Here is a 12456-nt window from a genome sequence, read left to right on the forward strand (position 1 = left end):
CGCGGCATCGCCCCCACGGTATCCCCCCGTGGTATCCCATTACCACCATCCGTCTTCCGGACGGGGGCACAATGGCCGCTAGAACATCAAGAACCGGGTCCCACCCCGCTGGGCGCGTAACCGGCCGCCATCCCCCATCCCAAGGAGACATTCATGAGCAAAAGACTGTTGATGCTGGTCGGCGATTACGCCGAAGACTACGAAACCATGGTGCCGTTCCAGACGCTGCTGGCCGTGGGGCATACGGTGCATGCCGTGTGCCCGGACAAGAAAGCGGGCGACACCATCGCCACCGCCATTCACGATTTCGAAGGCGACCAGACCTACAGCGAAAAGCGCGGTCATAACTTTGCGCTGAATTTTGATTTCGCTCGCGTCGAGCCCGCGTCCTACGACGGCTTGGTGATTCCGGGCGGCCGTGCACCGGAATACCTGCGCTTGAACGAAAAGGTGCTGGATATCGTGCGTTATTTCGATCAGGCCGGTAAACCTATCGCGGCGGTTTGCCACGGCGCGCAACTGCTTGCCGCCGCCGGCATCCTGAAAGGCCGCACGTGCTCGGCGTACCCGGCTTGCGCACCCGAAGTGCGTCTGGCCGGCGGCACCTATGCCGAAATCGGCATCGATCAGGCGTACACCGATGGCAACCTGGTGACGGCGCCTGCATGGCCCGCGCACCCGGCCTGGTTGGCGCAGTTCCTGGCGGTGCTGGGCACGAAGATCTCGCACTGATTGCTGGGTGTGAATAGAAACAAGGGCCTGGGGCGGTTGCCGCCCCAGGCCCTTGTGCGTGGCGGGCGGCGCGGCGCGGTGGCCGCGCCCGCCATCACGCGAAATCAAGCACGATGCGCCCTTCGATCTGGCCAGCTTTCATGCGGTCGAACACGCTGTTGATGTTCTCCAGGCGTTCCGTGGCGACGGTGGCGTGCACCTTGCCTTCCTCGGCGAATTGCAGCGACTCCTGCAAATCCAGCCGCGAGCCCACGATGGAGCCGCGCACGGTAACGCCGTTCAACACCATGTCGAAGATCGACAGCGGGAAGTCGCCCGGCGGCAAGCCATTGAGCGCCACGGTGCCGCCGCGTCGCACCATGCCCATCGCCTGCTCGAAGGCCTTGGGCGATACGGCCGTAATCAGCGCCCCATGCGCGCCACCGATTTCGCGCTTCAGGTACGCGGCGGGGTCGGTGGTCTTGGCGTTCACGGTGACTTCCGCGCCCAGGCGCCGCGCCAGGTCCAGCTTTGCGTCGTCGATATCGACAGCGGCTACGTTCAGGCCCATGGCTTTGGCGTATTGCACCGCCATATGGCCCAGCCCGCCAATGCCCGAAATCACCACCCAGTTGCCCGGGCGGGTGTCTGTCATCTTCAGGCCCTTGTAGACGGTGACGCCCGCGCACAGCACGGGGGCGATGTCGACGAAGCCTACGTTTTTCGGCAGCAGCCCCACGTAATCGGCGGCGGCCAGCGCATATTCGGCAAAGCCGCCGTTGACCGAGTAGCCGGCGTTTTGTTGCTGTTCACACAGGGTTTCCCAGCCGCCCAGGCAGTGTTCGCAATGGCCGCAGGCGGAGTACAGCCACGGGATGCCCACGCGGTCGCCTTCCTTGACGTGCGTGACCCCCGCGCCCACCGCCACAACGTGGCCCACGCCTTCGTGGCCGGGAATGAAAGGGGGATTGGGCTTGACGGGCCAGTCGCCTTCGACGGCGTGCAAGTCGGTATGGCACACGCCGCAGGCTTCGATCTTCACCAGCAGTTCACCCGGACCGGGTCGGGGTACGGCGACTTCTTCGATTACCAGGGGTTTGCCAAATGCGCGTGCCACTGCGGCCTTCATGGTCTTGTCCATCTCTGCCTCCGAAGTCTGATCAGTTTCACTATGCTCGAACGCTCACACTTTCGAGTCCATGATTTATATCAACCGAGTCGGGATGGATGGCTGTCAGGAAACGTGTCGTTGCAGAATGGCGGGGTTCGGCCCCGAAAGGCCTAGGGCGCGCCGCGTCTTGCAGGCCGCGCGGCAAACGTCGTACAGTGATCCACCGACGACGCGCCGCTTACGTGCGGCGCCGGCCCGCTTCAGGAGCTCTCATGTGTGAAATCTTCATCCGCGCGAGCGAGCAGTCCTACGCGCCCGAAACCCGTTCGCTGCGCCTGCATGGCGTCGCGACCAGCTTGCGGCTGGAGCAGTTGTTCTGGCAGGTGCTGGAAGAAATTGCGGGGCGTGACGGCATGCGCGTCACGCAGTTGATCGAACGCCTGTACGACGAACTCATCGAGTACCGCGGCGAGGCCGCCAACTTCACCTCTTTCCTGCGCGTATGTTGCCTGCGCTATCAGCTGTTGCAGGCCGATGGCCGCATTCCGCCGGATGCGGCGGTGCCGATCCGGTCGTTAAACGCGCAAGCCGTGCTGGAAGGGCTGCCGGCCTCGATGTATGACGCCAAACCCTTGCGCAGCAAGCGGCCGGTGGCGGCGTAGTCCGCGTCCGCCCGCGCGCCCATGAAAAAAGGCCCAATGCATATCGGGCCTTTTTTTGCGGATAGCGCCAAGGCAACCGCTCGTTCAACCGCCCGGTTCAACCGCCCGGCTGAATCGACGCCAGCGCGACTTCGCTTTGCACAATGCGGCGGATGCGCACGGCATCCCCGATGCGCGACAGCTTGCCTTGCGAGTCCAGCAGCACGATGGCCAGATCGCGGCCATTGATGCGGGCCAGCATCACCAGGCATTCGCCCGCTTCGTTGATGTAGCCCGTCTTGGAGACCTTGATGTCCCAGTCGGGCTTGCGCACCAGCAGGTTGGTGTTGCGGAAGGTCTGCGTGCGGTTGTTGATCTCGACGTCGTACTCGGTGTCGGTCGAGTAGCGATGGATCAGCGGACGCTGCGACGCGGCGCGCAGCAAGCGGGCCAGATCATGCGGCGACGACACGTTATTGCTCGACAGGCCAGTCGGCTCAATGAAGTGCGTGCTGGTCATGCCCAGCGCTTGCGCCTTGGCGTTCATCGCCGCGACAAAAGCAGGCAAGCCGCCCGGGTAGTGGCGGCCCAGCGCGTTGGCGGCGCGGTTCTCGGACGACATCAGCGCCAGATGCAGCATGTCGCCGCGCGACAGCTTGGTGCCCACGCGCAGCCGTGAGGTGGTGTGCTTCAGACCATCGACATCGTCGTCGGTGATTTCAAGCATTTCATCCATCGGCAGATTGGCGTCAACCACCACCACCGCCGTCATCAGCTTCGAGATCGACGCGATGGGGCGCACCACGTTTTCATTCTTGGCGAACAGGACGGTCGACGTTTCCAGGTCTTGCACATAGGCGGTGCTGGAACGCAGCGCGGCGGCTTCGGCGCGCACGGATGCCGCGGGCGGCGGCATGGCGGCAGACGCGGCGGCTGCCGAGCGGCCACGGGTGGCGGCGGGTTTGTTCGGTTTGCCGTTCTTGCCCGAGGCGGCGGCCGTCTTCTTGGGCGGCGTGGCCTTGCCGGCTGCTTGCTTGCCGCCCTTGGGCGGGGCCGCCTTCTTGGCGGTGGAGGAAGACTTGGGGGGCGCGGCTTTCTTGGCGGCAGGGGCGGCTTGTTTGCCGGCCGAGCTCTTGCCAGAGGCGGCTTTCGGAGCAGGAGCTTTCTTGGCTTGTTGCGCCTTGCAGGCCGCCGATTTGGCGTTCGTCTTGCAAGGGTCGGAATTCTTTGCGGCTTGCGCGGCAGGGGGCAGGAGCGCGCACAGCGCCAGCGCCGCCGGCGCTACCGCGTTCGCAATTGCACGTTTCCAGGAAAATGCCATGGTTTGAGCAGGCTTGTCAGTCTGTGAAGAAGTATTTCTTAAGCCGGCGGGACGTCGGTTCAGGAAAAGTCCAGATGAATTAGGGGCTTACGCGTCGAATTTAAACAGCACATTAAGTTGTACGCAAGGCGATTCGCAATGATGACTGAAAAAAATATCGGTGACGTATTGACGTCGCTTCAATTCGTCACAAGGCGCGACATGAGAAGCTAACGGCGCAAGGCGCGTGAGCGTAGCCCGGATTAACCCTCATCTGGCTGAACGTGCGGAAAATTTTTGGGGGGCAGGCGTCGGGATCGAGGCCGGAGGATGGCCTCGCCGGGTGGAATCGAACCACCAATTGACCCTTAGGAGGGGCCGGTTATATCCATTTAACTACGGCGAGACAGTCAAAACGACACTAACGTTTTGATATTGCAGAGAATCTTCCGGGCCAGAGTTTATCACTGCGGGCGCGGCAGTCCGAGCAGGACGCAAGTCTATCAGCAGCCGCAGCAAGCCCCAAATCAGGGCGCGATTCCTGCGTCAAATTTAGGACCAGTCTGAAAATTGGGCGAAGGCCGTCCGCGTGGCCGTGCCGGCGGCATAATGCCCGCAACGCCGCCGGCCCACGATCAGAAAAACGAACCGCCCGCGGCACCCTCCCTGAACGCAGGAGACACGCGCCATGATGCTGGGCTGGCTTGCGCTTGCCTTGTTGAGCTTCGCCGCGCTGGGGCTGGCCGCTGTCCGGCTGGCGCCCAGCCTGCGCGCAGGCGGCCGGGCGCCCGATGTGCGCGCCGCGCTGGAAAATCTGGAGCAAGGCGTCAGCGTGGTCGATGCGAAGATGCGGCTGGTGGCATGGAACCGGCAATACCAGCGCTTCTTCGATTACCCCGAGGGGCTGCTGCGGGTGGGACGCCCGGTGGCCGATGTCATCCGCTTCAATGCGCGGCGCGGCAAATTCGGCGCGGGGCCGGGGTTGGACATTGAAAGACTGGTTCGCAGGCGGATCGCTTTCATGCAGGCGGGGTCGGCCTATCGCAACCAGCGCACGCTGCGCTCGGGCCGGGTGCTGGAGTGGCACGGCCGGCCCTTGCCGCGTGGCGGTTATGTCACCAGTTACAGCGACATCACGGATTTCAAACGCACCGAGCGCGAGGCCGAGCTTGCGCAACGCTCGCGCACCCAGTTCCTGATGGCGGTGAGCCATGACGTGCTGCAACCCATCAACGCCGCGCGCCTGTTCGCCTCGGCCTTGCACGACGAGGACAAACCCGAAGCGCAACGTCATCTGGCCGAGCGAATCAATACGTCACTGCGTGCGGCGGAAGAACTGTTGGACGGCCTGCTGGATATTTCCCGTCTGCATGCCGGCGCGCTCAAACCGGCGTTAAGCGACTTCGACGTGCAACCGTTGTTGCTCCAACTGGCCGACCAGTACGGCGAACTGGCGCTGCGCGCCGGCCTGCAATTGCGCCTGCATGCCCGTGGCCCAATTTTTATACGCAGCGATCCGCGCCTGTTGTGGCGCATGTTGCAGAACCTGCTGGCCAATGCGCTGCGCTACACCCACAGCGGCCGCATCCTGCTGTGCGCGCGGCCTCGTGGCGGTGAGGTCGCGCTGCAAGTGTGGGACACGGGGCCGGGCATTCCGGCGCATCAGCTGCGCTGGATCTACGACGAGTTCCACCGCTATGAGCAGCCCTTGAGCCGCGGCGGACAGGGCTTTGGGCTGGGCCTGTCCATCTGCCGGCGCTTTGCGATGCTGCTTGCGCATACGCTGGATGTCCGGTCTGAACTGCATCGCGGCAGTGTGTTCACGATTCGCGTGCCGCGCGTGGCTGCGCCCTGGTCGGGCGGGGCAACGATGCCGCTTGCGCCTTTGCCGCCCGCGTCCTTGCAAGGTCTGCGTGTGTTGTGCCTGGACAATGACCCCCATCATTTAAGCGGCTTGCAGGCTTTGCTGGAACGTTGGCAGGCCAGCGTGCTGTGTGCAACCCGCCTGAACGACGCGTTGGCGCTGATGCGCCATCAACCCGATGTGCTGCTGGTCGACTATCACCTCTGTGATCGGCTGGACGGCCTCAACAGCCTGGACGTGTTGCGCGCGGCTACGCCTGGCGTGCGCGGCGCATTGTTGTCGACCGACGGCGGCGACGCCCTGAAGCACGCGGCGCGACTGCGCGGCTACCGGGTGTTGGCCAAACCAGTCAAACCCGCCTCGCTGCGCGCGTTTTTATCCGCGCAGTTGCGCAATCAGAACTTGGCGCCATAGCGCCAGGTGTTCAAGCCCAGCCGGCCCGCAATCAAGACCGCTTGCGTGCGGTTGGTGACACCGAGCTTGCGCATGATGGAAGTCATGTGCGCTTTGATGGTGGCTTCGGACACGCGCAGCTCATGGGCGATCTGCTTGTTCAACAGGCCCGCACCCACCATTTGCAGCACGCGGAATTGCTGCGGCGTCAGTTCGCGTACGCTGGCCGCCAATGACTTTTCCGGCGACGGCGCGGCCGTTGCGCGGGCTGGCCCGGTGGCGCCGTAGCCGGCCTCGGGCTGCCAGGTGCCGCCCTCCAGCACATGCAACAGCGCGGCGCCCAAGGTTTCGGCATCGGACGATTTGGGGATGAAGCCCATCACGCCATGCGCCAGCGCCCGGCGTATCAAGAGCGGATCTTCATGCGCCGACACGATGACGATCGGCAGTTGCGGCTGCTGGCCGCGCAGATGAATCAGCGGACCCAGGCCGGACGACCCAGGCATGTCCAGATCCAGCAGCAGCAGGTCGGCATCGGGGCAGGAGTCGACCAGATCGTAAAGCGCGCTGATCTGGTCGGCTTCATGAATAACGGCGCCGGGCATCACCCGATCGATCACCCCTCGCAGGGCGTCGCGGAACAGCGGGTGATCGTCGGCAATAAGCAGAACAGGCATCGGGCGATCATGCCACACGCCGTTCGCGCACCAGCGCTTGCACAACGGACGGATCGGCAAGCGTGGTGATGTCGCCCAAGTCATCGATGGTGTTCTCGGCGATCTTGCGCAGAATGCGCCGCATGATCTTGCCCGAGCGCGTCTTGGGCAGGCTGGGCGCCCATTGCAGATGGTCGGGCGTGGCGATGGGCCCGATCTCGCGGCGCACGTGCGCCACCAGTTCCTGGCGCAAGCTGTCCGACTGCGATGTGCCGGTTTTCAACGTGACATACACGTAGATGCCCTGGCCCTTGATGTCGTGCGCGAAGCCCACGACTGCCGCTTCGGCCACCTTCGGATGCGACACCAGCGCGCTTTCCAGTTCAGCCGTACCGATGCGGTGGCCGCTGACGTTAAGCACGTCGTCCACGCGGCCGGTAATCCAGTAATCGCCGTCTTCATCGCGGCGGCAGCTGTCGCCGGTGAAGTACATGCCGGGGTAGTCCTTGAAGCAGCCCTGGATGTAGCGCTGCTCGTCGCCATACACCGTGCGTGCTTGCCCCGGCCACGAACCGCGGATGAACAGGTTGCCTTCGCCCGGCCCTTGAATCACCGTGCCGGTTTTCACATCGACCAACTCGGGCTGGATGCCGAAGAACGGCATGCTGGCCGCGCCGGGCTTGCACGCCTTGGCGCCCGGCAACGGTGCAATCAGGATGCCGCCCGTTTCTGTCTGCCACCACGTATCGACGATAGGGCAGCGGCCGTCGCCCACCACATCGTGATACCAGCGCCACGCTTCGGGGTTGATGGGTTCGCCCACGCTGCCCAGCAAGCGCAACGATTGCCGCGACGTGCGCCGCACGGGTTCGGCGCCTTCGCGCATCAGCGCGCGGATGGCGGTGGGGGCCGTGTAGAAGATGGTGACCTGATGTTTGTCGACCACTTGCCAGAAGCGCGAGGCGTCCGGGTAGCTGGGCACGCCTTCGAACATTAACGACGTTGCGCCGTTGGCGAGCGGCCCGTACACCAGATAGCTGTGGCCGGTGATCCAGCCCACGTCGGCCGTGCACCAGAACACATCGCTGTCGCGGATGTCGAAGATGGCGGCGTGGGTGTAAGACGCATACACCAGATAGCCGCCCGTCGTGTGCAGCATGCCTTTGGGTTTGCCGGTGCTGCCTGAGGTGTACAGGATGAAGAGCGGGTCTTCGGCGTTCATGCGTTCGGGAATGCACTCGTCCGCCTCGCGGTCCATCAGGCGGTCAAGCCAGTAATCGCGTTCGGCCTTCATCGGGACGGATACGCCCGTGTGCTTCACCACCAGCACCGTGCGCACGCCTTCCATGCCCGGCATGTCGAGCGCGGCGTCCACGTTGGCCTTCAAGGGAATGGGGCGGCCGGCGCGGCGGCCTTCGTCGGCGGTGATGATGGCCTTGGCGCCGCAGTTGCGCACGCGGTCGGCAATGGATGCCGGCGCGAATCCGCCGAACACCACGTTATGCACGGCCCCGATGCGCGCGCAAGCCAGCATCGCGGCAACGGTCTCGACAATCATCGGCAGGTAGATCGTGACGCGGTCGCCCCGGCCGATGCCCTGCCGGCGCAGCGCGTTGCCCATCTTGCAGACCTTGGCGTGCAGCGCGCGGTACGTGATGCGTTGGGCGGGCTCGTCAGGGTCGTCAGATTCCCAGATCAGCGCGGCCTTGTCGCCGCGTTTTTCCAGATGCCGGTCCAGGCAATTCACGCTGACATTCAATTCGCCATCGGCATACCAGCGGATGCGGAAGTCATCGGCATCCAGGTTGACGTCGCGGATTTGCGTGGGGTTGCGATACCACTGCACCCGCTGCGCCGCGGTTGCCCAGAAGCCTTCTGGATCGGCAAGCGACTCGGCATAGTTCGCCTGGTATTGATCCTGCGTCACCGTGTCCGGCCCGGCAAAGCCCTGCGGCACGGGATAGAGATCGCGGATGGGTTCCATGGTGGCTCCGGTGTGGGGTTAGTGGGGGTTAGTGGGCGACGGCGGTGCTGGCGCCTATGCCCGTCTGGCTGCGGACGGTCAAGGCGTCAAACGCCGCGGCTTCCTGCTGGGCGCGCGGGCTGTGGTCCAGCTTGGAGAACAGCCAGATCGAGAGGAAGGCAAGCGGGATGGACAAGATGCCCGGGTTGGGAAACGGGGTGATGGGGGTGGCGAAGCCGAACACATCCACCCATACAGTCTTGCTCAGCACGACCCAGACCGTGGCCGAGGCCAACCCCAGAAAGCCGCCGATGGTGGCCCCGCGCGTGGTGCAGCCGCGCCATGAAATCGACAGCACCAGCACGGGGAAATTGGCGCTGGCGGCAATGGCGAAGGCCAGTCCCACCATGAAGGCCACGTTCTGGTTTTCGAACACGATGCCCAGCAGAATGGCCATGATGCCCAGCGCAATGGTGGACAAGCGCGAGATGCGCATCTGCTGGCGCTCGGTGGCGCGGCCACGGGCGATGACGTTGGCGTACAAGTCATGCGAGATGGCCGCCGCGCCCGCCAGCGCCAGCCCCGCCACCACCGCGACGATGGTGGCGAAGGTGACGGCCGCCAGGAAGCCCAGCAACAGGTTGCCGCCCACGGCGTTGGCCAGATGCACGGCCACCATGTTGGTGCCGCCGATCAGGCTTTTCATCATGTCGAAGCTGCCGTCCGCGCCCGTCACGTAATACTCGGGATGCCGCAGCAGCAATGCCACGGCGCCGAAGCCAATGATGAAGGTGAGCAGGTAGAAGTAGCCAATGAAGGAGCTGGCGTAGATGACCGACTTGCGCGCTTCCTTGGCGTTGGACACGGTGAAAAAGCGCATCAGGATGTGCGGCAGCCCGGCGGTGCCGAACGCCAGCGCGATGCCCAGCGACAAGGCATTGAGCGGATTGCTGCTGACTTCGGCGCCCGGCGCCAACAGTTCCATACCCGACGGATGCACGCGCGTCGCTTCGGCCAGCAGCGCGTCGGGGCTGTATTCAAAGGCCGCCATCACCAGCACCGTCATCAGCGTGGCGCCAAACAACATCAGCACGGCCTTGATGATCTGCACCCAGGTCGTGGCCGTCATGCCGCCGAAGGCCACGTAGATCATCATCAGCGAGCCCACGATCAGCACGGCGATGTTGTAGTCCAGCCCGAACAGCAGCACGATCAGCTTGCCCGCGCCCACCATCTGCGCGATCAGGTACAGCGCGATGATCAGCAAGGACGCGCTGGCGGCCAGCACGCGCATCGGCGTCTGCGCCAGCCGGAACGACGTCACGTCCGCGAAGTTGTAGCGGCCCAGGTTGCGCAGCCGTTCGGCGATCAGGAACATCACGACCGGCCAGCCGAACAGAAAGCCGATGGCGTAGATCATGCCGTCAAAGCCGCTGACGTAGACCATGCCCGCGATGCCCAGGAACGAGGCCGCGGAAAGATAGTCGCCCGCAATGGCCAAGCCGTTTTGAAAGCCCGACAAGCCGCCGCCCGCTGTGTAGAAGTCAGAGGTGGTGTGCGTGCGCTTGGCCGCCCAGTAGGTGATGCCCATGGTGCCTGCAATGAACACCAGGAACATGACGATGGCGGAGGTGCTGGTTTGCGCGGTCGTGGCGGCGCGCGCGGCGCCTGCCAGCGCGCAGCCCAGCACGACGATCAATGCGGCGCCCAGTTTCTTGTTTTTCATGACACGTCCTTGATGATGGCGGCAAGCAGAGGGTCGAAGACGGTATTGGAGATATGGACGTAGGCCGAGATCAGCACCACGGCGCTGCACACGACGAGCGTGCCGGTCAGGACGCCGATGCTCATCGTCATGCCCGGCAGGGGGCGCGCGAAGAAGACCGGGTCGAACGCAAGAGTCAGGATGAAGCCCGCGTAGATCACGCTGGCGATGGCGAAGAACAGCAGGCTGGTGCGGCTGCGGCGGCGCAGTAATTCCTGATATTTGGGATGCCGGAGGACGGCGGCAACCTGAGGTTGTTGGGAGGGCATGTGGGGTCTCCTTGTTGTTATTGCCGGACGGCATGCCAGTCCGGGGCGGCCCGCGCGGTGATGCCGGGCGGGCCTCTGCCCAATATAGAGACGCATCGCTTTGCCCGACACACGACCTTAGTCGTAGGGGTACGCCCTAGGGATGGCCGCCAAACGCCTCCCGAAATGTGCGATGCGCCAGCATGGCTATTGCCGGTTCGCCCGGGGCGATTTGTATAAGATGTCGAAAGCTGTCCCGAGGAGGGGACACAGACCCACACAACAACGAGACACGGGTTTCATGTCTAGCCAAACCGATTCGATTTCCACGCGCACCCTCATCCTGGGCACTCTGGTGGTGCTGCTTGCCATGGGCGTGCGCGCCACTTTTGGTCTTTTCATGCAGCCGATGGGCTTGGCGCATGGCTGGGGCCGCGACGTCTTTTCCATGGCGTTCGCCTTGCAGAACCTGGTCTGGGGCGTGGCCTGTATCTTCATGGGCATCCTGGCCGACCGCTACGGCTCGGGCCGCACGATCGCGCTGGGCGCGGTGCTGTACATGCTGGGCATGATCGGCACGCGCTTCGCCACCGACGAAACCACGCTGTACCTGAGCGCGGGCGTGCTGGTCGGGCTGGGGCAGGCGGGCACCACGTTCCCGGTGATCTTGCCGGTGGTGGCGCGCGCGGTGCCGCCGGCCTACCGCAGCACCGCAATGGGCATCGCCAGCGCGGGCGGATCGCTGGGCCAGTTCGCCGTGGTGCCAACCGGGCAAGCGCTGATCACCGGCATGGACTGGCCGGGCGCGTTGTGGGTGCTGTCGCTGTTCGTGGCCTGCGCCGCGCCGCTGGCGTATTTCCTGCGCGGCCGTCCGCAAGCGCAGTCGGGGCCGCAGCAGTCGCTGGCGTCCGCCGTGCGGCAAGCGGTGCGCCACCCGTCGTTCCACTTTCTGTTCTGGAGCTACTTCGTCTGTGGCTTTCATACCGCCTTCATCACCTTGCACTTGCCGGCCTATGTCACCGATGGCGGCCTGACGCCGGGGCAGGGCGCAACCGCCGTGGCGCTGATCGGCCTGTTCAACGTGGTGGGGTCGTTCTACGCGGGCAAGCTGGGCGGCAAGCACAGCAAGAAGCGGCTGTTGGCGCTGGTGTATTTCATGCGCGCATTTGGCATCTTGCTCTTGCTGGCGATGCCGTTGTCGGCCTGGGTGCTGTACGCGTTTGCGGCGTGGATGGGGCTGTTCTGGCTAGGCACGGTGCCGCTCACGCAAGGCCTGATCGGGCAGATCTACGGCCTGCGCTACGCGGCCACGCTGTCGGGCATTGTGTTCCTGGGCCATCAACTGGGCAGCTTCATCGGCGTCTGGCTGGGCGGCTATGCCTACGCCAAGACGGGCAATTACGATATGGTCTGGTGGCTGGGCGTGGCGCTTGCCGTCATCGCTGCGCTGCTGTGCCTGCCGGTGCGCGAACAGCCGGTGACGCCGGTGGAACCGCGGCCGGCGTCGGCTTGATAGGGGGGAAGGTTTGGCTTGATGCTGTTCTGAATCCGGCCCCGACCCCGGCCCCGGCCCCGGCCCCAGCCTTGCCTTGATTTGAATCAGACTTTAAATGCGCCAAAAATGTCACACGGAGAGCGATCAATAATGTCAGCGCCCCAGCCCACTATGCGACGCCATCGCGGCTGGCGCGCCTTGGGCGTGTTGGCGCTGGCCGCCGTGCTGGGCCTGGCGTTCTGGGGCTACACCACGCCGCAGATGCAGATCCATTGGGAAAACCTGGCGGCGCTCTGCGGCTTCTAGCCG

At 64.4% G+C, this 12456-nt stretch carries 11 protein-coding genes and 1 tRNA gene; 5 read left to right on the forward strand and 7 right to left on the reverse strand.

The genetic code is table 11. The features are described 5' to 3' along the window. Nucleotides 1–153: 153 nt before the first annotated feature. The gene (locus ACFZAI_RS06520) at nucleotides 154–732 is read left to right on the forward strand and encodes a DJ-1/PfpI family protein (protein ID WP_391566137.1); all 579 of its coding nucleotides are present in this window, start codon (nucleotides 154–156) and stop codon (nucleotides 730–732) included. Nucleotides 733–826: 94 nt separating this feature from the next. Here the strand turns inward: ACFZAI_RS06520 and adhP are convergent, their stop codons facing one another. Then, the gene (gene adhP / locus ACFZAI_RS06525) at nucleotides 827–1852 is read right to left on the reverse strand and encodes an alcohol dehydrogenase AdhP (protein ID WP_391566138.1); all 1026 of its coding nucleotides are present in this window, start codon (nucleotides 1850–1852) and stop codon (nucleotides 827–829) included. Nucleotides 1853–2094: 242 nt separating this feature from the next. On the opposite strand from adhP, the gene ACFZAI_RS06530 reads away from it, so the two are divergent. Beyond that, complete coding sequence (locus ACFZAI_RS06530) at nucleotides 2095–2484, forward strand: ribbon-helix-helix domain-containing protein (protein ID WP_391566139.1); 390 nt, start codon at nucleotides 2095–2097, stop codon at nucleotides 2482–2484. Nucleotides 2485–2581: 97 nt separating this feature from the next. Here ACFZAI_RS06530 and pbpG read toward each other — a convergent pair whose 3' ends face one another. Beyond that, entirely contained in the window at nucleotides 2582–3784 is a 1203-nt protein-coding gene (gene pbpG, locus ACFZAI_RS06535) for a D-alanyl-D-alanine endopeptidase (protein ID WP_391566140.1), read from the reverse strand. Nucleotides 3785–4094: 310 nt separating this feature from the next. After that, nucleotides 4095–4169 (reverse strand) — tRNA-Arg (locus ACFZAI_RS06540). 282 nt (nucleotides 4170–4451) lie between these two features. Here ACFZAI_RS06540 and ACFZAI_RS06545 point away from each other — a divergent pair. Then, nucleotides 4452–6041, forward strand: coding sequence for a PAS-domain containing protein (locus ACFZAI_RS06545; protein ID WP_391566141.1), 1590 nt, complete (start codon nucleotides 4452–4454; stop codon nucleotides 6039–6041). Here the strand turns inward: ACFZAI_RS06545 and ACFZAI_RS06550 are convergent. From ACFZAI_RS06550 to ACFZAI_RS06565, 4 genes are read right to left on the reverse strand one after another with little or no spacing between them, the layout of a single operon-like run. After that, nucleotides 6023–6697, reverse strand: coding sequence for a response regulator (locus ACFZAI_RS06550; RefSeq protein ID WP_391566142.1), 675 nt, complete (start codon nucleotides 6695–6697; stop codon nucleotides 6023–6025). The two genes, ACFZAI_RS06545 and ACFZAI_RS06550, sit on opposite strands and share 19 nt — an antisense overlap. Nucleotides 6698–6704: 7 nt before the next feature. After that, a complete protein-coding gene (gene acs / locus ACFZAI_RS06555; RefSeq protein ID WP_391566143.1) occupies nucleotides 6705–8660 on the reverse strand; it encodes an acetate--CoA ligase in 1956 nt (651 codons plus the stop codon). Nucleotides 8661–8688: 28 nt separating this feature from the next. Continuing rightward, nucleotides 8689–10365, reverse strand: a complete 1677-nt coding sequence (gene actP / locus ACFZAI_RS06560) for a cation/acetate symporter ActP (protein WP_391566144.1) — start codon at nucleotides 10363–10365, stop codon at nucleotides 8689–8691. Continuing rightward, nucleotides 10362–10673: a DUF485 domain-containing protein gene (locus ACFZAI_RS06565; protein ID WP_391566145.1), complete on the reverse strand. Its 312-nt coding sequence runs from the start codon at nucleotides 10671–10673 to the stop codon at nucleotides 10362–10364. The genes actP and ACFZAI_RS06565 overlap by 4 nt, the downstream gene beginning before the upstream one ends. 280 nt (nucleotides 10674–10953) lie before the next feature. On the opposite strand from ACFZAI_RS06565, the gene ACFZAI_RS06570 reads away from it, so the two are divergent. Both ACFZAI_RS06570 and ACFZAI_RS06575 read left to right on the forward strand, forming a co-directional pair. Then, entirely contained in the window at nucleotides 10954–12165 is a 1212-nt protein-coding gene (locus ACFZAI_RS06570) for an MFS transporter (RefSeq protein WP_391566146.1), read from the forward strand. 153 nt (nucleotides 12166–12318) lie between these two features. Then, entirely contained in the window at nucleotides 12319–12453 is a 135-nt protein-coding gene (locus tag ACFZAI_RS06575; RefSeq protein WP_391566147.1) for a hypothetical protein, read from the forward strand. Nucleotides 12454–12456 lie beyond the last annotated feature (3 nt).

This window comes from Achromobacter sp. NPDC008082 (genome assembly GCF_042957345.1).
GTDB classification, from domain to species: domain Bacteria; phylum Pseudomonadota; class Gammaproteobacteria; order Burkholderiales; family Burkholderiaceae_B; genus Achromobacter; species Achromobacter kerstersii_A.

What these genes read in the sequence shown, in the direction of transcription:
- ACFZAI_RS06520 (WP_391566137.1), top strand. Translation starts at nt 154, where the DNA reads ATGAGCAAAAGACTGTTGATGCTGGTCGGCGATTACGCCGAAGACTAC.
- adhP (WP_391566138.1), bottom strand. Translation starts at nt 1,852, where the DNA reads ATGGACAAGACCATGAAGGCCGCAGTGGCACGCGCATTTGGCAAACCC.
- ACFZAI_RS06530 (WP_391566139.1), top strand. Translation starts at nt 2,095, where the DNA reads ATGTGTGAAATCTTCATCCGCGCGAGCGAGCAGTCCTACGCGCCCGAA.
- pbpG (WP_391566140.1), bottom strand. Translation starts at nt 3,784, where the DNA reads ATGGCATTTTCCTGGAAACGTGCAATTGCGAACGCGGTAGCGCCGGCG.
- ACFZAI_RS06545 (WP_391566141.1), top strand. Translation starts at nt 4,452, where the DNA reads ATGATGCTGGGCTGGCTTGCGCTTGCCTTGTTGAGCTTCGCCGCGCTG.
- ACFZAI_RS06550 (WP_391566142.1), bottom strand. Translation starts at nt 6,697, where the DNA reads ATGCCTGTTCTGCTTATTGCCGACGATCACCCGCTGTTCCGCGACGCC.
- acs (WP_391566143.1), bottom strand. Translation starts at nt 8,660, where the DNA reads ATGGAACCCATCCGCGATCTCTATCCCGTGCCGCAGGGCTTTGCCGGG.
- actP (WP_391566144.1), bottom strand. Translation starts at nt 10,365, where the DNA reads ATGAAAAACAAGAAACTGGGCGCCGCATTGATCGTCGTGCTGGGCTGC.
- ACFZAI_RS06565 (WP_391566145.1), bottom strand. Translation starts at nt 10,673, where the DNA reads ATGCCCTCCCAACAACCTCAGGTTGCCGCCGTCCTCCGGCATCCCAAA.
- ACFZAI_RS06570 (WP_391566146.1), top strand. Translation starts at nt 10,954, where the DNA reads ATGTCTAGCCAAACCGATTCGATTTCCACGCGCACCCTCATCCTGGGC.
- ACFZAI_RS06575 (WP_391566147.1), top strand. Translation starts at nt 12,319, where the DNA reads ATGCGACGCCATCGCGGCTGGCGCGCCTTGGGCGTGTTGGCGCTGGCC.